The organism is Marinobacter sediminum (assembly GCF_023657445.1).
GTDB lineage: Bacteria > Pseudomonadota > Gammaproteobacteria > Pseudomonadales > Oleiphilaceae > Marinobacter > Marinobacter sediminum_A.
Genome location: NZ_JAGTWY010000001.1, coordinates 2,980,857 through 3,001,372, shown reverse-complemented (window position 1 = coordinate 3,001,372; position 20,516 = coordinate 2,980,857). Strand labels below are relative to the sequence as shown.

The 20,516-nt window shown below is 53.1% G+C and carries 21 protein-coding genes; 14 read left to right on the top strand and 7 right to left on the bottom strand.

Features of this window, described 5'->3' with window-relative positions; translation table 11 throughout:
• Positions 1–3: 3 nt before the first annotated feature.
• Both KFJ24_RS14185 and KFJ24_RS14180 read right to left on the bottom strand, forming a co-directional pair.
• A complete protein-coding gene (locus KFJ24_RS14185; protein WP_250831738.1) occupies positions 4–285 on the bottom strand; it encodes a hypothetical protein in 282 nt (93 codons plus the stop codon).
• A 277-nt stretch (positions 286–562) separates the two neighbouring features.
• A complete protein-coding gene (locus KFJ24_RS14180; protein ID WP_250831737.1) occupies positions 563–1,471 on the bottom strand; it encodes a LysR family transcriptional regulator in 909 nt (302 codons plus the stop codon).
• Between the two features lie 247 nt (positions 1,472–1,718).
• Between KFJ24_RS14180 and KFJ24_RS14175 the strand changes: the two genes are divergently transcribed.
• From KFJ24_RS14175 to astD, 9 genes are all read left to right on the top strand, one after another.
• Positions 1,719–2,459: an amino acid ABC transporter ATP-binding protein gene (locus KFJ24_RS14175; protein WP_250832659.1), complete on the top strand. Its 741-nt coding sequence runs from the start codon at positions 1,719–1,721 to the stop codon at positions 2,457–2,459.
• A 98-nt stretch (positions 2,460–2,557) separates the two neighbouring features.
• Complete coding sequence (locus KFJ24_RS14170) at positions 2,558–3,352, top strand: substrate-binding periplasmic protein (RefSeq protein WP_250831736.1); 795 nt, start codon at positions 2,558–2,560, stop codon at positions 3,350–3,352.
• A 144-nt stretch (positions 3,353–3,496) separates the two neighbouring features.
• The gene (locus tag KFJ24_RS14165; RefSeq protein ID WP_250831735.1) at positions 3,497–4,183 is read left to right on the top strand and encodes an amino acid ABC transporter permease; all 687 of its coding nucleotides are present in this window, start codon (positions 3,497–3,499) and stop codon (positions 4,181–4,183) included.
• Between the two features lie 12 nt (positions 4,184–4,195).
• Positions 4,196–4,891, top strand: a complete 696-nt coding sequence (locus tag KFJ24_RS14160; protein ID WP_250831734.1) for an amino acid ABC transporter permease — start codon at positions 4,196–4,198, stop codon at positions 4,889–4,891.
• 55 nt (positions 4,892–4,946) lie between these two features.
• Positions 4,947–6,200, top strand: a complete 1,254-nt coding sequence (locus KFJ24_RS14155) for an NAD(P)/FAD-dependent oxidoreductase (RefSeq protein WP_250831733.1) — start codon at positions 4,947–4,949, stop codon at positions 6,198–6,200.
• A 37-nt stretch (positions 6,201–6,237) separates the two neighbouring features.
• Entirely contained in the window at positions 6,238–6,588 is a 351-nt protein-coding gene (locus tag KFJ24_RS14150) for a RidA family protein (RefSeq protein ID WP_250831732.1), read from the top strand.
• Positions 6,589–6,668: 80 nt separating this feature from the next.
• Positions 6,669–7,895 (top strand): aspartate aminotransferase family protein, encoded by a 1,227-nt coding sequence (locus tag KFJ24_RS14145; protein WP_250831731.1) that lies wholly within the window; start codon positions 6,669–6,671, stop codon positions 7,893–7,895.
• 52 nt (positions 7,896–7,947) lie between these two features.
• Positions 7,948–8,973 (top strand): arginine N-succinyltransferase, encoded by a 1,026-nt coding sequence (gene astA / locus KFJ24_RS14140; protein ID WP_250831730.1) that lies wholly within the window; start codon positions 7,948–7,950, stop codon positions 8,971–8,973.
• A 2-nt stretch (positions 8,974–8,975) separates the two neighbouring features.
• Positions 8,976–10,445: a succinylglutamate-semialdehyde dehydrogenase gene (gene astD, locus KFJ24_RS14135; RefSeq protein ID WP_250831729.1), complete on the top strand. Its 1,470-nt coding sequence runs from the start codon at positions 8,976–8,978 to the stop codon at positions 10,443–10,445.
• A 39-nt stretch (positions 10,446–10,484) separates the two neighbouring features.
• Here astD and greB read toward each other — a convergent pair whose 3' ends face one another.
• Entirely contained in the window at positions 10,485–10,961 is a 477-nt protein-coding gene (gene greB / locus KFJ24_RS14130) for a transcription elongation factor GreB (RefSeq protein ID WP_250831728.1), read from the bottom strand.
• A 327-nt stretch (positions 10,962–11,288) separates the two neighbouring features.
• Here greB and KFJ24_RS14125 point away from each other — a divergent pair, with 327 nt between their 5' ends.
• A complete protein-coding gene (locus KFJ24_RS14125; RefSeq protein ID WP_250831727.1) occupies positions 11,289–11,669 on the top strand; it encodes a hypothetical protein in 381 nt (126 codons plus the stop codon).
• Positions 11,670–11,687: 18 nt separating this feature from the next.
• Here the strand turns inward: KFJ24_RS14125 and KFJ24_RS14120 are convergent, their stop codons facing one another.
• The gene (locus KFJ24_RS14120; RefSeq protein WP_250831726.1) at positions 11,688–11,999 is read right to left on the bottom strand and encodes a site-specific integrase; all 312 of its coding nucleotides are present in this window, start codon (positions 11,997–11,999) and stop codon (positions 11,688–11,690) included.
• A gap of 131 nt (positions 12,000–12,130) precedes the next feature.
• A complete protein-coding gene (locus KFJ24_RS14115; RefSeq protein ID WP_250831725.1) occupies positions 12,131–12,391 on the bottom strand; it encodes an acyl-CoA-binding protein in 261 nt (86 codons plus the stop codon).
• A 519-nt stretch (positions 12,392–12,910) separates the two neighbouring features.
• Between KFJ24_RS14115 and KFJ24_RS14110 the strand changes: the two genes are divergently transcribed.
• The 3 genes from KFJ24_RS14110 to KFJ24_RS14100 all read left to right on the top strand — a co-directional run bounded on the left by KFJ24_RS14110 (position 12,911) and on the right by KFJ24_RS14100 (position 17,835).
• Positions 12,911–15,634, top strand: a complete 2,724-nt coding sequence (locus tag KFJ24_RS14110; RefSeq protein ID WP_250831724.1) for a bifunctional diguanylate cyclase/phosphodiesterase — start codon at positions 12,911–12,913, stop codon at positions 15,632–15,634.
• 29 nt (positions 15,635–15,663) lie between these two features.
• Entirely contained in the window at positions 15,664–17,271 is a 1,608-nt protein-coding gene (locus KFJ24_RS14105; RefSeq protein WP_250831723.1) for a methyl-accepting chemotaxis protein, read from the top strand.
• Positions 17,272–17,577: 306 nt separating this feature from the next.
• Entirely contained in the window at positions 17,578–17,835 is a 258-nt protein-coding gene (locus KFJ24_RS14100) for a YdcH family protein (protein ID WP_250831722.1), read from the top strand.
• Between the two features lie 69 nt (positions 17,836–17,904).
• Here KFJ24_RS14100 and cysK read toward each other — a convergent pair whose 3' ends face one another.
• Together cysK and trxC are read right to left on the bottom strand one after the other, a co-directional pair.
• Positions 17,905–18,876: a cysteine synthase A gene (gene cysK, locus KFJ24_RS14095; RefSeq protein ID WP_250831721.1), complete on the bottom strand. Its 972-nt coding sequence runs from the start codon at positions 18,874–18,876 to the stop codon at positions 17,905–17,907.
• A 234-nt stretch (positions 18,877–19,110) separates the two neighbouring features.
• Positions 19,111–19,551 carry a thioredoxin TrxC gene (trxC, locus tag KFJ24_RS14090; protein ID WP_250831720.1) on the bottom strand — a complete coding sequence of 147 codons (441 nt, stop codon included), beginning with the start codon at positions 19,549–19,551 and terminating at the stop codon, positions 19,111–19,113.
• A 179-nt stretch (positions 19,552–19,730) separates the two neighbouring features.
• Here trxC and KFJ24_RS14085 point away from each other — a divergent pair, with 179 nt between their 5' ends.
• A complete protein-coding gene (locus tag KFJ24_RS14085; protein WP_250831719.1) occupies positions 19,731–20,516 on the top strand; it encodes an ATP-binding protein in 786 nt (261 codons plus the stop codon).

Sequence of the window (20,516 nt, the reverse complement as noted above, 5' to 3'; positions counted from 1 at the left end):
TCTTTACTGGCCGGTGCGGAACCGGTTTACGCGCTTTAACACCGGGCCCAATACCGCGTCCGCCCGGGTTTCGACGAAGTGAGTAATCTGCTCGAACTGTGAGCGCCGACGATCCACCCTGGCCTGAATGCTGTCCCATTCGCCTTCAAGGTGCCATTGTTCGGCCATCAGAAAAGCCGCGATGTTATGACGGTTAACCTTTCCGGTAATCCCCAGCTGGTCAAGCCGAAATCCCAGCGAGTCAACGCCGCCGAGGGCCATGTTCAGCAGTTTCTGAGTGTTCATGTCGCAATCTCCGTGACTGGAAAACGTTAAGAAAGATTATCCCGTGAAATTAGCGCCCGGCACTAGAGTGTGCAACCTAATTATGATGAAACACCTCACTGTGAAAGCCTGTCAAAAAGGTAATCCATCGGACACTCAGGTGTAATCCTGGATATGCATAATGGAAACTGTAGAAAGAAGTTAAGCGGCGAATGCCACTTACTTCTCCCTCCAGCACAGCGCTAGCCTTAACCCCGTTTTTACGGGGTTTTTTTATTTTGCTAACTCGCCTCCGGTGTCAGCCATAGGTCCGGCAAAGCTCCTCCAGTTCGTTGGTCAGGATTGATTTCAGCTCGGCTGCAGGTTTGGACAGTGGCCGACTGTTGATGCTGATAAGTTCCAGAGGTTCCACAATAGCTGGAGCAAACCGCCGGAACACGATCTGGTCCATGGGATAAACATTGGTGAAGTGATAAAGGTTCACCACGTCCACCAAAGCAATTCCGCGCATCTGCTGTACGAATGGCAGGGAGTGTAACGTCGCATTTACCTCGATTTTCGGGATAAATTTTGCGCCTGCGGCCAGATAGTGGTTGCTGAGTAGCTGGTAGGTTATATGCTCGGGATCAAGCGTTATCCAGACCTCCCCGTCCAGCAGCTCCGGTGATAACACCTCGTTATCTGCTGCTGGGTGGTTCTTATGCAGGGCGCAAAAGCAGGGAAGGTCGAACACTTCAGAGTTATAACTGGATGATGGTGCACTTTTATCCACCAGGCCAAGTTCGAACTGCCCGGATGCCACAGAGTCGCGAATTGTCCGGGAGTTGTGAACCTGCAGGTTAAGCTTCAACTGTGAGTTATCTCCGGCATAAGCGTCGAAAATTCCCGGTAAAAAGCTGTAGCTGGGTCCAAGAATCGATGCAATATTGAGTCGGCCCAGCTGGCCGTATTTCGCCCTTTCAAAGCTGTCTTCCAATCGCTTAAGACTTCTCAGGATCGTCATAACCTCTTCGTGCAGGTACAGCGCTTCAGGGGTTGGATTCAATTGTCCGTTTTGCCTGAAGAAGAGCCGATAGCCCACTTTCTCTTCGAGGTTCCCCAGCATTTTGCTGGCGGCTGGCTGGCTGAAGTTCAAGCGCTCTGCCGCCCTCGACATTTTCCCGGTACTCAGCACTTCATGGAAAAGTCGCAGCTGTTTGACATTCATAGGTCATAACCATAGGTTAATAGTTGTAAATATAGTTTCATTAGGATTATAGCAACCCCGTTGCTATGGTTGAAACTACTTATAAAAAGACGGTGTTAAAACACAGCGACAGGCGTTCATTGCAAAGTAACCCCTCCGCCCTTTTTTCTATTGTGTACCCGTCGTAGAGACCGGATTTGTTGGAGAGAACTGCATGACATCTTTAAATGAAACTGGAAAGGACGGGTCAACGGGCACCGGCGAATCCATGGTCGTGATCGACAAGGTGTCGAGGCGTTTCAGTATTGATGGTGGCAAGACTTCGGTGCTTGCGCTCAATAACGTCAGTAACGAAATCAAGCGGGGCGAAGTCGTTGTCATTATCGGGCCGAGTGGTTCCGGTAAAAGTACCTTGCTGAGGACTCTGAATGGCCTGGAAGGTATCGACGAGGGCAGTATCAGTATTGATGGTGCTGAACTTTCTGACCGGAAAACCTGCATGAATACGCTTCGGACGGAAGTGGGCATGGTGTTTCAGCATTTCAATCTTTTCGAGAACAAAACCTGCCTCGAAAACATTGTCCTGCCGCAAGTGGTGGTTCTAAAAAGGGACAAGAGTGAGGCGCAGGAGGTTGCCCGCAAGCTGCTCGATAAAGTGGGAATTCCGGACAGGGAAAACAACTACCCCAGACAACTCTCGGGTGGCCAGCAACAGAGGGTTGCTATAGCCCGCGCACTTGCGATGAACCCGAAGATGATGCTGTTTGATGAAGCGACATCAGCACTGGATCCCGAGACAGTTAGCGGTGTTCTCAACCTGATGAAGGACCTTGCCCGGGATGGCATGACGATGGCTGTTGTGACTCACGAAATGGGTTTTGCCAGGGAAGTCGCAGACCGCGTTATTTTTATGGATGGCGGCGAAATCGTTGAGGAAGGATCTCCGGACAGTTTTTTCGATGCCCCCAAGAGCACTCGGGCCCAGAAATTTCTGGAACAGATCATTTAAGCCCGCTGTATCACCGCTTTAACGGTGGCAGCGCGCCTTTCAGGGGCTCTTTGATTCGAGCCCTATTAAAAAAAAGCAAAAAGTGGAGGAGAGATCAGATGCTTACTGTTAAGCGTATGTTCGTGGCCGTAATGGCTATATGCCTGGGAGCCATGAGCTCTGTAGCCAGTGCCGAAAGCACCATGGAAAAAGTCAGCAATACCGGAGAGCTTCGTATTGCTGTGCAGACACAGGGCCCCCCTGTCAGCTTTATTGACAAAAACGGCGAGCGTACCGGCCTCGCGATCGAACTGGCACAGACCTTTGCCGATGACATGGGTGTTGAGCTGGTGATTAAAGACTATGACTGGAAAGGCCTGATCCCGGCGCTGACCTCGGGCAAAGTCGATATGATTGCCGCTGACATGACACCGACTGCGAAGCGGCACATGAAAATGCTGTTCACAGATCCGGCGTTTCATTCTGAGATCGTGGTCTTTGCGAAAAAAGAAAAAGGCTTCGATTCCTGGAAGACCCTCAATAATGAGGATTACTCGATCGGCGCAGCACAGGCTTCGTCCTATGCTGATCAGGTCCGCGCAAAACTGCCGGAGGCTGACCTGAAGCCGTATGCCGGAGGTACGCCTCAGGTGGTTCAGTCTCTGCTGAGTGGCCGTGTCGATGCGGGTGTATCCGACCGTGCAGCCCTGGCTGGTTTCCTCAAACAAAACAATGAACTGGAAATTATCGGCTCGCTCAAAAAAGAGCCGCTTGGTTTCGCCGTCCGCCCGGATTCGATCCACCTGTTGCTGGCACTGAACAACTACCTCAGATTGATTGAGAGTGATGGTCGCCACGAAGCGATGCTGGACTACTGGTGGAACAGCACCGATTGGCAGGCAGATCACAACTAATCTGCTGACTGACCTGGCACAGCAAAGGAGGCTCGCGTGATAAACGCGCGGGTCTTCCGCACCATCTTACTCTCCTTTCATTTGTCTCCGCTGTAGGGCTTCAAATACGCCTTGTGAGCTAATGTAGGTATTAAGAGGCAGCAAATGTACTGGCTTACTGAATTATTTAATTTTCGAATTGTTGCCGACTATGCCGATATATTTATTGACGGCATTATTAATACGGTATGGATCTCACTGGTTTGTCTGGTTCTATCGATATTTTTCGGCATATTCCTGGCATTGATGCGAATGTCATCGGTAGGTGTTATCTGGCGTACTGCAGCTGCATATATTCAGTTTGTTCGCGCAACACCACTTCTTATTCAGATATATCTCATTTATTACGGGTTACCTCATTTAATTGGTAACTTTTTTAATGAGATGCAGACGGGTGTTATCGCACTTACCCTGCATACCACACCCTTTATGGCCGAGATCATTCGAGCCGGTATTATGTCGGTTCCACGGACTCAGACCGAGGGTGCAATGGCTGTCGGTATGAGTCGGCCACAGGTTCTTTATTACATTATTCTGCCACAGGCAATCGCCAAACTAATTTCGCCGTTGCTAGGCCAAACAGTAATCCTTGTAAAGGATACGTCGCTGCTCAGTATTATCGCCGTCTTCGAATTAATGGGCGCCGGTTTGCTTATGTTTTCAGAAACTGTATCTGCTACCGAAAGTTATGTCACAACAGCGATTTGTTATCTGATTATTTATCTATTGATGCTGGTTGCTTCTGGATTTATTCAGAAAAAGCTAAGCGGAAATCTGGCCGGCGCTCAATAGAGGGAGACAGTTATGGATTGGTTTTCTGAGAAATGGCAGATAATTAACAGCCTCTCGCCCTTCTTGATGGATGGGCTGTGGAAGACATTCGAAGTTTCTTCGGTGGCTATTATGTTAGGCAGCATCCTGGGGGCAATACTCGGGATCATAAAAACGCTTGATTCGAAATCACTAAAACTGGTCATCAATATATACGTTCACCTGTTCCGTGGCACGCCTTACCTGGTTCAGATATATATCATTTACTTTGTGCTGCCATCACTTGGCATTGCATGGCTTCAGTTTGACAGCTACACCGCTGCCATCGTTTCTCTGTCGCTTTACACGGCCAGTTATGTCACTGCGATCGTTGCGGCTGCCATCGATTCGATTCCGGCCGGACAGGAAGAGGCCGCACGCTCCGTGGGCATGACCAAGGCCCAGGCGCTCTATCACGTCATTGTCCCCCAGGCCATTAAATTAACCGTGCCTCCCATGGCGAGTATTTATGTGATTGTCATCAAGAGTACTGCTGTGCTGTCGGTGATTGGGGTCGCAGAACTTACCCGTCAGGGCGAAACCTCCATCCTGCGAATGCCGGGCGACACCATGTTTATCTACGGCTTAATCGCTGTTCTTTACTTTATCTACTGTTATCCGGTTTTGCGGTTCGCCAGTTGGGCGGAACGGAAGATGAAGACCTCCGGCAGCCCCCAGGAACTCGCCTGAACTGGCACCGTTTGAAATTCAACGCATTACATAATTCGGGATAGGAAGCGCAGAAGTGACATCCAGTAATCAGCAGTCTGTTGTGGTAATTGGTGCCGGTATCATTGGTGTTTGTGCCGCTCTGGAACTGCAAAAACGTGGGTATGCCGTAACGCTGGTAGAAAGTAAATATCCTGCGGCGGAGGCATCGTCAGGCAACTGTGGCCTGTTGGCCGTGGGTTCTGTCGTGCCGTTTTCAAAGCCCGGAACCTTCAAGAAGGTTCCGGGCTGGCTCCTTAATACCAAAGGTCCCCTGTCCATCCGCCTCGGATATCTGCCGAAGTTGATGCCATGGATCATTCGCTTTCTCATGGCGGCAAAGCCTTCCCGGATACAGGAAATCGGTGAGGCGTTGGCGACACTGACCGCGCAGGCTGGCGACGCCTATCAGCCCTGGCTTGAGGAAGCTGGTATCTCCGACATCGTCAAACCATACGAGACGCTGGTTGTATACGAAACGGAGGCTGAATATCAGGATGATCTGCCCAATCTTGAGATGGAGCGTGCGCTTGGTTATGACCATGAGCATCTGACGGGCCGTCAGCTCCAGGAGCTGGAGCCGAGTATTGCCGCTGATTTTGCCTGTGCGGTAAAGAAGAAGGGTTGGTATTACTTTTCGGATCCTGAACGCCTGGTCAGGTCCTTGTATGACCTGTTTATGCGCAAGGGCGGCGCGGCGATTACCGGTAAGGTTCGGAACTTGAATACCGATGGCCAGCGGGTCCGCGCTGTCAGTGTTGATGGCGGTGAAGAAGTGCAGGCGGATCACATTGTTATTGCTGCGGGTGCCTGGTCAAGAAAACTGGCTGAAGAGCTTGGGGATGCCGTCCCAGTAGAGGCACTGGCGGGCTACTCGACCACGGTAACTGACGCCGGTATTGATGTGCAGCATCCGGTGACTTATGCCGCTGGCGGCTTTGTTATCACGCCGATGGAAGGCGGGCTTCGAATTGGCGGAACGATCGAAATGGGCGGCCTGGATAGCTCGCCGAATTTTGACCGGGCCAAAGTCATTGCGGAGAAGGCCAAGCGCGTCTTCCCATCTTTAAAAAGCATTGAGGGTGAAGAATGGATGGGGTACCGCTCGTTCATGCCCGACACTTTGCCCGTTATTGACCGCGCTTCACGTTTTCCAAACGTCTACTACGCCTTTGGCCATGGCCAGATAGGGATCACCACAGGTGCCATTACCGGTCGTCTGGTAGCGCAGTTAGTGGCTGGAGAGGAAACGAGTATCGCCATGAAACCCTATTCGGTATCCCGGTTCTGACTTCAGCGCCATTCCACTTTCAATTCAGGTGACATCAATGACTATAGAACGCATTTCCACGAACAGCCGTATGAGCCGGATCGTAAAGCACAATGGCACGGCTTACCTGTGTGGCCAGGTTGCCAAGGACAAGAACGGCGACATTCATGCCCAGGTAACCGGGATGCTGGAGAAAGTCGACGAGCTTCTGGAGAGTATTGGCTCAGACCGGAGCAAGATCCTGTCGGCGACGATTTATCTCTCAGATATGGCGGATTTCAAGGCCTTGAACGATATCTGGGACAACTGGGTGCCTGAAGGGGAAGCTCCGGCACGGGCCTGTGTGCAGGCCCAGATGGCGTCCCCCGAGTTGTTGGTGGAGATCTCAGTCATTGCCGCCACATCATGATCCGGGACGTGCCCGAGATTCCTTGGTGGTGCTGAAAGTGGCAGCTGAGTTAAACCGAGTTTGCAGAGGTCAGTGAAAAAATGAACGGAGAACACGTAAACAGAGCCTTGTTCAATGACGTCATGGTTCCTAACTACAACCCTCAGCCAATAGTTCCGGTTCGCGGAAAGGGCAGCCGGTTGTGGGACCAGGAAGGCAACGAGTATATCGACGTTACTGGCGGGATCGCAGTGAACGTGCTTGGACACTGCCATCCGGCATTGACAGCGGCTCTTGAAAAGCAGGCCGGCAATCTTTGGCACTTGAGTAATGTATTTACCAACGAGCCGGCATTGAATCTGGCCAGCAAGCTGGTGGATATGACGTTTGCGGACCGGGTCTTCTTTTGCAACTCCGGTGCCGAGGCCAACGAAGCGGCCTTCAAGCTCGCTCGCAAGTATGCGTTCGACACTTATGGCGAAGACAAGAATGAGATTATTTCTTTCCGCCAGTCCTTCCACGGACGCACGCTGTTTACCGTATCCGTGGGTGGCCAGCTTAAGTACCGTCAGGGCTTCCAGCCGGTGCCGGAAGGCATTTCCCACCTGGAATATAACGATCTTCAGGCCCTGAAAGACGCCATTTCCGACAAGACCTGTGCCGTGGTTATGGAGCCGATCCAGGGCGAGGGCGGGGTTATCCCGGCAGCCCCGGACTTTGTCAAAGGCGTGAGGCAGCTGTGTGACGAGCACAACGCACTTCTGGTCTTTGATGAGGTCCAGACCGGTGTTGGCCGGACCGGCAAGCTTTACGCCTACATGGATACCGAAGTCACCCCGGATATTCTCACGTCAGCCAAGGCCCTGGGTGGCGGATTCCCGATTGGCGCGATGCTGACCACAGAAAAAGCAGCTCAAAGCTTCGGCATTGGCTCCCACGGCAGTACCTATGGCGGTAATCCGCTGGGTTGTGCGGTTGCCAGTGCCGTCATTGACGAGGTAAGCCGTCCGGAAATCCTGGAGGGTGTTGCCAGAAAGCGGGCGATCTTTGAAGAAGGGCTTGAGCAGATCAATGCCCGGCATGGCATTTTTCGAGAGGTTCGGGGCAAGGGTCTGCTGATCGGTGCCGAGCTGATTGACGAATGGCACGGCAAGGCCGGTGAGTTTTTGGCGGCCGCCAGAGAGCAGGGCGTGCTGATCTTGGTGGCCGGGCCCAACGTGCTTCGCATGGCACCGGCTCTGAACATTCCGGATGAGGACATCCGTGAGGCTATGCAGAAGCTCCAGGCCGCGGTCGAGACCAAGCTTGCCAACATGGATCGGGCCTAAGTTGCCAGGCTTTTCCCGATCCGATTGACCCGAATTCAGGAGTGACATCGCGATGATGGTAGTTCGCCCTATTGGCGCAGCTGATCATGAGGCCTTGCGTGAACTGGCCCGTAAAACCGGCAAGGGCTTCACCTCCCTGCAGGATGATGACAAACAGGTTGCCCGGAAGATGGAGGCTGCCCTGGAAGCATGGAAGGATGGGCCTGTTCCCGAGGAAGCATTTTACCTCTTCGTTATGGAGGACACGGATTCCGGAAAGGTCGAGGGCATATGTGCAATCGAGTCGGCTGTGGGCATCAGTGAGCCCTGGTACAACTATCACCTGGGCAGACTTCTGCATGCGTCTCGGGAGCTTGATGTATGCAATCTGGTTAATACTCTGACTCTTAGTAACGACCACACGGGCTATTCGGAATTGTGCACCCTGTTTCTTGCACCCGAAGCGCGTCAAGGTAAGAACGGGTCGCTGCTGTCCAAATCCCGTTTCCTGTTCATGGCAGAGTTCCCCCAGCGCTTTAACGAAAATATGTTGGCGGAGATGCGGGGCTACGCTGATGAAAATGGTGTATCACCCTTCTGGGAAGGACTCGGTCGGCATTTTTTCTCGCTTGAGTTTGATCAGGCAGACAAGCTGTCTGCCATGGACAAGGTGTTCATTGCCGAGCTGATGCCCAAGAACCCGATTTACACCAACCTCTTGCCGCAGAGTGCGCAGGAAGTTATGGGGTTGACCCATCCGGCAACCACGCCGGCCCGGAAACTTCTTGAGGCCGAGGGGCTGAGGTATACGGGCTACATCGATATTTTTGACGCCGGCCCCACTCTGGTGGCCCGCATGGACGATATCCGCGCCATTAATCAGAGCCACCATGCCGAGGTTCATGTTGCTCAACAGGAACCTGAGGGTGACCTGTACCTGATCAGCAATACCGACTTCCTGAACTTCCGTTGCTGCGTGTCTCCCGTAGATGCGCTGGGCAATCAGGGAGTGGGGCTGTCGCAGGAGGTGATCGAGGCACTTCAAATTAACGAGGGCGGCACGGTCAGGCTTGTCCCGCTCTCAGCAAGAAGGAGATAACCATGACGTCCTCGGTAATGATTGATGGCGAGTGGCAGGCCGGCAAGGGCAGCCCGTTGGTTTCACTGAACCCGGCAACTGGCGAGGTTGTCTGGGATGGGCAGGCCGCTGACGAGGCCCAGGTAGAGGCGGCTGTTTTTTCCGCGGCTAAGGCTTCTGTTTCTTGGGCAATGACCGACTTGGATGATCGGGTTGCCATCGCACGCAGATATGCTGAGTTGCTGGCTGAAAACAAGGAAAATCTGGCTACCTGCATTGCCCTGGAGACTGGAAAACCACTGTGGGAAGCGCGCACCGAAGCTGGTGCCATGATCGGGAAGATTGAAATCTCGGTGACAGCCTACAATGAGCGCACAGGTCAGCGCAGCAATGAAATGGCTGGTGGCCACGCAGTTCTGCGCCACAAACCGCATGGCGTTGTTGCTGTGTTCGGGCCTTATAATTTTCCGGGGCACCTGCCCAATGGACATATCGTACCGGCCTTGATTGCCGGCAATACTGTGGTATTCAAGCCCAGCGAACTGACTCCTTCGGTAGCTGAAGAGATGGTTCGGATGTGGCTGGAAGCCGGGTTGCCCAAAGGCGTTTTGAACCTGCTTCAGGGTGAGAAGGAAACGGGCATTGCCCTCGCTAATAACCCAGCCCTCGATGGCCTGTTTTTTACCGGAAGCTCAAATACCGGTCATGTCCTGCACCGGCAGTTTGCGGGCCATCCTGGCAAAATCCTTGCACTCGAAATGGGCGGCAATAACCCACTGATACTGGATGAAGTGGAAGATATGCAGGCCGCTGTGCACGAAACGATCCAGTCCGCGTTTATTACGTCCGGCCAGCGCTGCACCTGTGCAAGGCGCTTGATGGTGCCGGAAGGCAAATGGGGCGACCTTTTCCTGGAGGCCCTGGAGGCCTCGGTAAAGGCCATTCAGGTTGGCGGTGCTTTTGATGAACCGGCACCGTTTATGGGCAGTGTGATTTCAGAAACTGCCGCTGACGGCGTGATCGCGGCTCAGGAACAGCTGTTGTCGGAAGGGGCGTCCTCCCTGGTTCGTTGTGAGAAGCTCAAGCCCGGTACCGGCTTGATTGCGCCGGGACTCATTGATGTGACCGCTGTCGAAAAACTGGTGGACGAGGAAATTTTCGGGCCTTTGCTGCAGGTGATCCGTTATAAAAGTTTTGATGATGCTATTCGCAAGGCCAACGATACCCGCTTCGGTCTGTCAGCCGGCCTGTTCAGCGATAGTGAGGAGCAATTTCAGTATTTTTATAATCGTATTCGCGCCGGCATCGTGAACTGGAACAAGCAGTTGACGGGAGCTTCAAGTGCCGCGCCTTTCGGCGGAGTCGGTGCCAGCGGTAATCACCGTGCAAGCGCCTATTACGCCGCAGATTACTGCTCCTACCCTGTGGCGGGGATTGAGGCCGGCCGGTTGGCACTGCCTGAGAACCTGGCGCCGGGACTGAACCTCAGATAATTCCTGGTTGTGAGAGGCCCGGTGAAATCGCCCGGCCTCTCAGGCTGTCTCATACCGCACCGATTCGATGTACCAGGTTTTCTCACTGACCGGCGTCTTCACATAGACTTCATCACCGGGTTCTTTCTTGAGACTGGCCCGGGCAATGGGGGCATCGATCGAAACGTAATCCTTCCGTTCGTAAATTTCGTCTGGTCCGACGATTCGAAACGTCAGTGTCTCGTCGTCATCGTCCACCAGCGCCACCCAAGCGCCAAAGAAGACTTTACCTTCCTGCACAGGCGCGTAGTCAACCACGCGAACTTCCTCGAGACGCTTTCTCAGATACCGTACTCTTCGATCTATTTCACGCAGCCGCTTCTTGTTGTACTGGTAGTCCGCGTTCTCAGAGCGATCGCCAAGGCTTGCTGCCCAGTTAACCTTTTTCGTTACCTCAGGGCGCTCTTTGCGCCAGAGAAAGTCGAGCTCTTCCTGAAGTTTGTTAAAGCCTTCCCGGGTAATAAGATTGGTTTTCATGCTTGGTAGTCAGTCTCTGCAGTTCCGATATCATCCATTGTGGTTGCCCCAGTTATAACTTCAAGACATCTGTATCCAGAAAAGGGCGGTGCCAGTGCCGGAGCAAGCTAATGACAAGTGAAAAGCGTCACAGAATCGTCGACTGCACAGGAAAACCGTCATTGATGGGGATAGACTGATCAAAATTTGTCATATTTGATGGCGCGAATAGATCCGTTAGCCAGGGTTTGAACCATGGGTGCATTGTCGGCAATGAGCAAGGTGAGGGGTTTTTTAGGGCGTTCGGCTTTGATTGTCGGCTGTGCGTTGGGGCTTGGATATCCCTTGGTGACAACAGCCCAGAGTGAGCCCACGGTTAAAAGCGAAAGCGGGGCTTTCAACTATGAGGAGCGCTCGACCATCGACAGTATTCCCCTGCGCTCTATCGAGGAAGAGGTTCTGGCCAATACGGTCATCGAAGGCGGTCTGGCGGCTCCGGCCGCAGGAGTGCCGGTCCAGCCTGGCAAGGAGGATGACTTTTACCTCGACCCGCTGTCACTGCAGCCAGGGGATAGTCGAACCGATCTTGGCCGGTCAGAGATTCCGGTTGATATCCGGTTCAGTGATCCCAAGTCTGTTCCGGGGCAGACCCATAGCAACAACTATGTCATTCGCCCGCCCCAGAACCGTAATTATGACGCCCACAACGTCAATATGACCGGGCGCTGAGCAATTTTCCGGCGGCGTTCAGGCCGCGGCAGGGCCGCTCAGGGTCGTTTTCCCCAATACGTCTTCATAGAAAAACGTCAACGCCTGACTGGCCTGATTCAGGCGTGCCCGGGACACTCGGATACGGTCGCTCAGATAGGTGAGGAACTGTTGACGATCTTCGCTTGCCAGCGTTTCTGGATCTTTCAGCTCATTAAAAAGCACGAAACGGGTAATCCAGTGCAGGTAGGTTTGCTCGGCACGCTGGTTCAGGTGATGTTTGCGGATGGCTTCCTTGACGCGGCCCACAAGGCCGGGCTGGGATTGTTCCAGCGCTTGGGTGATGTCCATGACTAACTCTTCCAATGAGGGGTTGTTCTTATGTTGGGCGCATCTTATGACAAACGTTTGAACGTCGCAAAATTTTTTAGAGGAAGTTTGATCCCGGTCAGTTGGGACCGGGATCAGCGGCGTTTGAGGGCTTACTTCAGGGATTCCAGCTTGTCGATATACTGCTGCATGGCATCGTCACTGGACAGGCCTTTGGCCTTTTCCCAGGCGTCATACTTGGCGCGGCCGACAAAATCCATCATGCCCGGACGTTTGCCGGAAACATCGCCTTCCGTGGCTTGTTTATAAAGCGCGTAAAATTCCAGTTTCAGCTCATTGGACGGTTTGAAATCACCTTCGGCGTTCTGGATGTAGTTTACGGCTTCTTCGAATTTGGCCTTCAGGTCACTCATGTCAATCTCCTTGTGGGTAAGTGTTATGTCCTGGAAGTGATTGGCCGAGTATAGCCAGAGCGTGACCAGTCGTCATTGGCTGAACGTCCCTTTCCTGGAATCCATCGAGATCGAGATGGTTTAGGCCTGGACACCCAGGCGCCGTTAATTGAGCCGGGAAGGAGGCGGCTTGTTAAAGTCGTCTTCAGACCATCCCTGCCAAAGGCCCCCTGTTCCACTCCCTCCCTGGTTCATTCCTGACGATCTCCCAACACAGTTCGAAAGTGTTGTAGTTGTGTACATGCCCCTACAAAGGGTAGGGGCTTTTGTCGTAAAATTTATAAATGAATAAAGTTTTAAGCAGAGTTGTAGGCTGTTTACTGCAAAAGGCTCTTCCGATGGCAGTTTAAGTCAGGTTGCGATAACGCGAGAACGCCGGATATTGCAAAGGTAAAAAGCAGAATAATGAAAATATATAATCACCTGTTGAAGAGTGATGAGTCGTTGAGGGCGTTCATAAATGAACGTGGACTTTCCTCTATGAGTGGGTTGCTTCAGATTTTTGCTGGAGATCTGGACCACGAAAAGCTAAGTCGCCTGCTGGCTATGCTGCCGCAATTGGTTCCGGGCTTCCGCGTTATAGGCGCTTCCACCAGCGGTGAGATCTGTGAAGGGCAAGTAAGTCAGAACCAGATTCTGCTCAGCTTTTCAGCGTTCAATGATACCCGGGTCGAGCTGGTGTATTCCCCTGACTTAACCTATCTGGCCGGTGAGCAACTTGGTGAGGAGTATCACGATACTGACGTTCGGCTAGCCGTTGCTTTTGGAAACGGACTCGTCGCCAACCCTGAAGAATTTATCAAGGGGTTTACGGGAGCCGCACCGGATGTCTGCCTTGCTGGTGGCAATGCCGCAGACAATAACCGGTTTGTGCAAACCTTCGTGATCATCGATGACCGCATCCATTTTTCCGGGATAGTGCTGGCTATACTGAGGAGCAACGTTCTTCAGGTTCACAACAGCTATGTTTTGGACTGGACCCCCATTGGCACTCAGATGGAGGTCACCCGCGCGGCTGGCAATATTCTCTATAAGCTCAATCACAGGCCGGCTATAGAGGTTTACAAATACTACCTTGGGGACGAAGTGGCCCGGGATATCCCTCGGACGCTGATGGAATTCCCGTTGATCAAAGTGGCAGAGGGGCAACTGATCGCACGCTCTCCGGTAGGTAAGACTGAAGACGGTGGGCTGATCTTCGCCGGCAGCTTTGAGGAAGGCGAACTCGTTCAGTTTGGGGTGGCCGACGTGGGCACCATAACCAATAGCGTTAAGCGCACTCTTGAAGCGTTTTCGGGCAGACACCCGATTGAGGGGATTTACACTTATTCATGCACCGCACGCAGGTCTTTCCTGCAATCTCTTATCAAGGCCGAGGTTGGTGCGATTGGCGCCATGGGGCACAATGCCGGATTCTTCACTTATGGTGAATATTTCCACTCGTCCCAGGCAAGTCATCTGCTGAACATCACCACGACGTTGGTAACGCTTTCCGAACATAATGACGTCCAGCGCAATGTCACCAGCAACCAGGAAACCACGATTCCCCAAGTTTCCACGCTGCGCTCTCTGACCCACCTTTCCAACACCACTGCGCAGGAATTAAATCTGTCCATGCAGTTTCTGGAGCAATACAAACATGCTCTGGATAAGACCGCGATCGTAACCAAGACCGATGCGACGGGCAGAATCACGTACGTGAATCGCCTGTTTGAGTCCATTAGCGGGTATTCCGCCGAGGAAGTTATCGGCAAAAGTCACAGTATTCTCCGTCATCCGGACATGCCGTCCAGCGTTTTCACGGACTTGTGGCACACGATTCTCAGAAAGGAGGTTTGGCAGGGTACGATCAAAAATCGGAAGAAAAATGCCGGTTATTATTATGTGGACACGACCATTGTTCCGATCACTGACCAGAATGGCGATATTCTGGAGTTCATCAGTATCCGCAACGACATTACCGAAATCATCGTCAACCAGGAACTGCTGACACAACAACGAACAGACAAGCTCACGGGCCTGCCCAGTCGCGCCCGGCTTATCGAAGATCTCACCAAGAGACAGCCTGATCAGCTGGCGCTAATGGACGTACGGAACTTCAAGTCCTTTAACGATTATTATGGTATCGCGATTGGCGATCGCATTCTCATTGAACTGGCGGCAGAGCTTGAACGGAGTTGCCATGATCAGGGCATCATGATCTATCGGCTTTACGGGGCGAACTTCGCCTTGATGCCAGCCAGTGATATCGAGTCCAGCGAGTTCAAAGTGTTACTGGAAGGCCTGGCACAAGAGCTTCAGGCGAACCCGATCTCCCTGAACAACGAACATTTCGATATAGAGTTCTTCTTTGGCGTGGGGCGGGGATCAAAAAATCTGCTGACCTTCGCTGAAACGGCATTGCAGAGAGCCAAACTCGAAAATGCGATGAACAGTGTTTTTGAGCTCAGCGATCAGGATTTCGACCATACCGAAAATTTTTATTGGCTCAATGAGATAAAGGAAGCACTCAAGGACGGTCGGATCGTCAGCCACTACCAGCCCATCGTGAGTGTGTCCGGGGACTCGGATTCGGCCAAATATGAGTCCCTGCTGCGGATGATCGGCAGGGATGGTGAGGTTATTTCCCCCTTCCGTTTTCTCGGACTGGCAAAAAAATCAAAGTATTACCCCGAGATTACGCAAAAGGTCATTGTCGATGCCTTTGCCCTGGCATCATCCCGGAAGCTCACCGTCAGCGTGAATCTGTCTGCGGAAGACATCGAAAACACCAGCACGTCTGAGTTCATCCTCTATCAGCTGACCAAGCATGGCGGTTCCAACCTGATCTTTGAAATTACTGAAACTGAATCTATCCAGGATTATTCCAGGGTAAAACAGTTTGTCGAATCGATTCGCAGCTTTAACGCACGGATTGCCATCGATGACTTTGGCAGTGGCTACTCAAATTTCTCATATCTTATTGAATTGCAGCCAGAATACGTAAAGATTGATGGCTCGATAATCTCCAGGATTCTCTCCGATGAAAAAAGCCGATTGATCACAGAAAGCATTGTGGACATTGCCCACAAGATAGGCGCAGAAGTCATCGCAGAGTTTGTCAGCAGTGAAGACATAGCGCAGGTGCTCCGAGCTATAAATGTGGACTTCTTCCAGGGGTTTCACTTTGGCAAACCGCGTCCTATGGCAGACCAACAAATATAAAACGAGCATGCATAGCGAGAGTAAAGCGTATGAGACTGAACAACCCCGTAACACAGCGCCAGGTGGAGGTTGGTACCACGGCAAATATTCTTTCAACCACCAACCCCAAGGGCCAGATCAGCCACATCAACGATGAGTTCGTCGAGATCAGCGGATTTTCCCGGGAAGAGCTGATCGGGCAACCCCATAACATTATTCGTCACCCGGATATGCCCCGGGCCGCTTTCCATGAAATGTGGTCGCGTCTCAAAGACGGAAAGACATGGATGGGTGCGGTCAAGAATCGCTGCAAGAGCGGCGATCATTACTGGGTTCAGGCATACGCTATTCCCATATTGGATGCCAGAGGCGACATTGTTGAATTGCAGTCAATTCGCTCAAGGCTGAGCAGTGAGGCTCAGCAGCGGGCAGAGAAACTGTACGAAAAGCTCCGGAAAGCCGAACCGGATAAAGGGGAGCTTGCGGACAGCAAGCCTGTTATGAACGCCACCTTCTCCGTTCAGTTGGTCAGCCTAATTTTCATGCTGCTGGTTGCGCAGGGAATACTGGGAGCAGTTATTAACGAGGGCTGGCTGGCAGTTTTGGTCTCCGGTGGCATTGCGCTTTTGGGTGCGGGATTGGTGTACGCAAAAATGGCAGGCTTTCGCCGGTGTGTTCGCAATGCCCGTCGTGTGATCGATGACCCGGTCGCACAACACATTTTTACTGGCCGTAAGGATGAAATCGGGAGTATTGAAATGGCCATCTCTCAGCAGTCGGCAGAGCTGGATGCAGTAGTTAAACGCCTGAGTGATGTGATCGATAGCCTGGGAAAAGGTGCCCGATCAAGTTCCGATCACAGTGGCAAGGCCCAGGCCGCAGTTCGGGAGCAGTCTGGCGAAACGGCGGCAATTGCTTCGGCAAGCGAGGAGATGTCGTCAACATCACGGGAAGTGGCCTCCAACGCAGTCAATATGTCGGACGGCGTGCGTAAGACCCATGAACGTCTGGGGAGAGGCAAGGACCTGACCAACAGCACGCGTGAGAGCATGACATCCTTGGTCGGAGAGCTTCAGGGCGCCTCCACTGCAGTCAACCAGTTGGCTGATGCGAGCAGAGAGGTGGCGGCAGCCGTTGACGTAATTGGTGAGATCACAGAACAGACCAACTTACTTGCCTTGAATGCATCCATTGAAGCCGCCCGTGCTGGCGAGGCAGGGCGGGGATTTGCGGTGGTTGCCGATGAGGTGCGTCAGCTCGCACTGAGAACCCGTGGTTCTACAGAGCAAATTGATGCGCTGGTGGGGCGCTTTGAAGAAACCGTCAAGGGCGCTACCGGTGCCATGTCGCGATGCCAGAACTTTGCCCAGACGACGGAAGCCAATGCCAACGAATCTGCTGCCACTCTGGATGAAATTCTGGCGTATACCGATGGGATTAGTCAGCTATGTGACAGCACGGCTGCTGCGGCTGAAGAACAGGAAGCTGCTGCGGGCGAAATTTCACAGAAAATTGTGACCATCAGTGATTTGGGCGAGGACGCTGTGGGCACCGTCGATAATGCTCAGCTCGCAATCGCTGAGCTTCAGGATCAGGTGGATGCCGTAGGAGGCCTGGTGAGCCGGTTACGTGAGCGAAATCTTAGCATGGCATCGTAATCAGGGGGAGTTGCGGATCTCGGGGGCTCGATGTGCCTTGTTACGCCTGCAGATAGAGCATCCTCGCTTTACTGGTGGCGGGGGGCAGTGGATCTGCTCGTTGAGGGCAGTGCGGCGCTCGCACCATGGTCTTTCCAGGCTTTGTTATGGCGCCGTCAGGGCAAGCGCCAACAGTCTTGGATACGCGGTTTCCACATTGTCGGTCCATGCGTCCATTGCGCTTGACCAGGATCAAGAATCCTCGGCCCAGAGCACTCTAGACTGAGCCTAAGATAATACTCACTAAAGTCATGGAGAATGCTGACGATGTCCCTCGAAAAACACGACCTGCTACACGAACTGCCTGAGTCAAAAGAAGCGATCCACCTGCTGAAAACCAACAGCAATCACTTTGCGAAGCTGTTTGATGAATACCATGAGCTGGATCATGAGATTCACAGGATTGAAACGGGTGCTGAAAATACGGCCGATGAGTATCTGGAAACCCAGAAAAAGCAGCGCCTCAGTCTGAAAGACCAGCTGTACACAATGATTCGTGAGTATGAGGCGTCGACCGCTAGCTGACGCCGGGCTCGAAGAGAGTGCCTGTATCAGGCAAACAAGCGGACGCGGTCGGAAACCGCGTCCGTTTGCTTACTGCACGTTTTCCAGCTCGCCAAACCTGTCCGCAAACAGCGCGGATGACAGATACCGCTCCGCAGAATCAGGCAACACCACCACGATGTTTTTGCCTTTGTGCTGAGGTTGTTTGCTGACTCTCACGGCTGCCGCAACGGCCGCTCCGCACGAAATGCCACAGAGAATGCCTTCTTCCTGCATCAGCCTGTGAGCCATGTTCATGGCTTCGTCGTTGGAGATAGCCTCAACCTGATCCACCAGATCCAGGTCCAGATTCTTGGGAACGAACCCGGCACCAATGCCCTGAATCTTGTGAGGGGCGGGCTTCGGGTCTTCGCCATTCAGAGTCTGGGTGATGATCGGTGAGTCGGTCGGTTCGACAGCAACGGCAGTGATCTTCTTGCCCCTGGTTCCCTTGATGTAGCGGGCAACGCCAGTCAGGGTGCCGCCGGTGCCAACGCCAGCAACAAAGATGTCAATCTCACCGTCAGTATCGTTCCAGATTTCCGGGCCGGTGGTGTCCTCATGAATTCTGGGGTTAGCCGGGTTCTGGAACTGCTGTGGCAGAAAGTGGTTGTCCGGATCGGAGGAGAAGATTTCTTCAGCTTTGGCAATGGCGCCTGGCATCCCCTTGGCTGGTTCGGTCAATACCAGTTCTGCGCCAAGCGCCTTCAGGACCTTGCGTCTTTCCAGGCTCATGGATGCGGGCATTGTCAGCAAGAGTTTGTAACCACGGGCGGCTGCAACGAATGCCAAAGCTATGCCGGTATTGCCGCTGGTCGGCTCGACAATGGTCATGCCCGGTTTCAGGGTGCCGCGCTTTTCTGCATCCCAGATCATGGCTGAACCGATTCGGCATTTGACCGAATACGCCGGGTTTCGGCCCTCAATTTTTGCCCAGATGGTGGCACCGTCAGCCACCCGGTTGAGTTGCACAAGCGGGGTATTGCCAATAGAAAGGGAGTTGTCTTCGTAGATTCTTGCCATGGGGATGCTCCTTATCGTTTTTTGTAATCGTATCATCACTCAGTCTTTGACAGAGCGCGTTTCCAAACGGTTTTGGATCGGTTTCCTGATCAAGGATGTCTGCTAACGGCGCCTCAAACATGGCTTCCTGGGAATTGAAAACGGGGAGGGGGGAAATAACTCATCGGATAGCCGGTAGTCCGCTACTGCCACGGATTTCAGTGTAGCCCTTGCGACCGGGTTTGCCCAAAAGGATTATCTGCCCAGATGCTGACTTAGCCAGGCGGAGAGTTGTGATGCGGGCATCGCTCCACTCTGTCTGGCCACTTCTTGTCCGCCCCGGAACAGGATAAGGGTCGGAATGCTACGAATGCCATATCGTGACGAAGCCTGGGGGGCTTCCTCGGTGTTCAGTTTTGCGAAAGCGACCTTTCCCGCCCATTGTCTGGCGGCCTGCTGGAACTCGGGTGCCATGGTCTTGCAGGGGCCACACCAGGAGGCCCAGAAATCCACCAGCACGGGCAGGTCAGACTGGGTCGCGAAGCCCGTCACGGCAGCATCGGTTAATGTGGCGACATCGCCATTAAGGAGGGGCTTTTTGCAGGCGCCGCAATTGGGTTGTTCACCAAGCCGTGATGCAGGTACCCGGTTGGTCCTCAGGCAATGGGGACATTTGATCTGAAGTGGATCGGACATAGGTTTCTCTCCAGGATGTTATCTTGTTCAGATAGTGCCCGTGATTCCAAATTCAAGGGCAGTCCGCCATGTTAGTGACTGACTTTCGGGCTATTTGAGGTAAAGTCTCCTTAATAACGGGAATCGATGAACAATCAGTGTTTCACAAGCCGATACCGGACGGAACAGGAAAGGAATGTATGTCTTTGAGCGAAACCTTTGATTGGAGAGTGACGCCTGCCGCCGTCTGGCGTCGTCATCGCTCCGGGTTGAGAGCAATCCGTCGGTTAGATCCGGTGCAATGGGGCGACCTGACCGGTATCGAGCGCCAGCAACAGGCGCTGGCCCGGAATACCGAACGCTTTCTCTGTGGTGAGCCGTCCAACAATGCCCTGCTCTGGGGCTCCCGGGGCACTGGCAAGTCGTCGCTGATCAAGGCGTTGCTCAATCGCTACAGTGACCGTGGCTTGAGAATGATAGAGGTAGACAAAGACGATCTGGTGAACCTGCCGGAGATCGTCGACGATATCTGCGATCTTAGTTTTCGCTTTGTCATCTTCTGCGATGACCTTTCCTTCGATGTGGGCGAGTCGGGTTACAAGGCCCTGAAAAGTGTGCTCGAAGGTTCGCTGGAGCTGCCGCCGGAAAACGTAAGGGTCTATGCCACTTCTAACCGCCGCCACCTGATGCCGGAATTCATGTCCGACAACCTCAAGAGCGGAGTGCGGGACGGTGAGCTGCATCCAGCTGAAGCCATTGAAGAGCAGGTTTCCCTGGCTGACCGCTTTGGTCTGCAGTTGTCGTTTTACCCTTTTTCCCAGGATGTCTACCTGCAGGCGGTGGATGCCCTGTTCCCGGAAGTCGCGGACCGTGACAGCCTGCACCGTGAAGCGATCCGTTTCGCCACCGGCAAGGGCGTTCGCAATGGCCGCACCGCACAGCAGTTTTACCGGCATGTTTCCGGCGATGGTCAGCTTGTAAAGTAA

Excerpts from the sequence above, each read along its gene's own strand:
- KFJ24_RS14185 (WP_250831738.1), bottom strand. The coding sequence starts at position 285 with ATGAACACTCAGAAACTGCTGAACATGGCCCTCGGCGGCGTTGACTCG.
- KFJ24_RS14180 (WP_250831737.1), bottom strand. The coding sequence starts at position 1,471 with ATGAATGTCAAACAGCTGCGACTTTTCCATGAAGTGCTGAGTACCGGG.
- KFJ24_RS14175 (WP_250832659.1), top strand. The coding sequence starts at position 1,719 with ATGGTCGTGATCGACAAGGTGTCGAGGCGTTTCAGTATTGATGGTGGC.
- KFJ24_RS14170 (WP_250831736.1), top strand. The coding sequence starts at position 2,558 with ATGCTTACTGTTAAGCGTATGTTCGTGGCCGTAATGGCTATATGCCTG.
- KFJ24_RS14165 (WP_250831735.1), top strand. The coding sequence starts at position 3,497 with ATGTACTGGCTTACTGAATTATTTAATTTTCGAATTGTTGCCGACTAT.
- KFJ24_RS14160 (WP_250831734.1), top strand. The coding sequence starts at position 4,196 with ATGGATTGGTTTTCTGAGAAATGGCAGATAATTAACAGCCTCTCGCCC.
- KFJ24_RS14150 (WP_250831732.1), top strand. The coding sequence starts at position 6,238 with ATGACTATAGAACGCATTTCCACGAACAGCCGTATGAGCCGGATCGTA.
- KFJ24_RS14145 (WP_250831731.1), top strand. The coding sequence starts at position 6,669 with ATGAACGGAGAACACGTAAACAGAGCCTTGTTCAATGACGTCATGGTT.
- astA (WP_250831730.1), top strand. The coding sequence starts at position 7,948 with ATGATGGTAGTTCGCCCTATTGGCGCAGCTGATCATGAGGCCTTGCGT.
- astD (WP_250831729.1), top strand. The coding sequence starts at position 8,976 with ATGACGTCCTCGGTAATGATTGATGGCGAGTGGCAGGCCGGCAAGGGC.
- greB (WP_250831728.1), bottom strand. The coding sequence starts at position 10,961 with ATGAAAACCAATCTTATTACCCGGGAAGGCTTTAACAAACTTCAGGAA.
- KFJ24_RS14120 (WP_250831726.1), bottom strand. The coding sequence starts at position 11,999 with ATGGACATCACCCAAGCGCTGGAACAATCCCAGCCCGGCCTTGTGGGC.
- KFJ24_RS14115 (WP_250831725.1), bottom strand. The coding sequence starts at position 12,391 with ATGAGTGACCTGAAGGCCAAATTCGAAGAAGCCGTAAACTACATCCAG.
- KFJ24_RS14110 (WP_250831724.1), top strand. The coding sequence starts at position 12,911 with ATGAGTGGGTTGCTTCAGATTTTTGCTGGAGATCTGGACCACGAAAAG.
- KFJ24_RS14105 (WP_250831723.1), top strand. The coding sequence starts at position 15,664 with ATGAGACTGAACAACCCCGTAACACAGCGCCAGGTGGAGGTTGGTACC.
- KFJ24_RS14100 (WP_250831722.1), top strand. The coding sequence starts at position 17,578 with ATGTCCCTCGAAAAACACGACCTGCTACACGAACTGCCTGAGTCAAAA.
- cysK (WP_250831721.1), bottom strand. The coding sequence starts at position 18,876 with ATGGCAAGAATCTACGAAGACAACTCCCTTTCTATTGGCAATACCCCG.
- trxC (WP_250831720.1), bottom strand. The coding sequence starts at position 19,551 with ATGTCCGATCCACTTCAGATCAAATGTCCCCATTGCCTGAGGACCAAC.
- KFJ24_RS14085 (WP_250831719.1), top strand. The coding sequence starts at position 19,731 with ATGTCTTTGAGCGAAACCTTTGATTGGAGAGTGACGCCTGCCGCCGTC.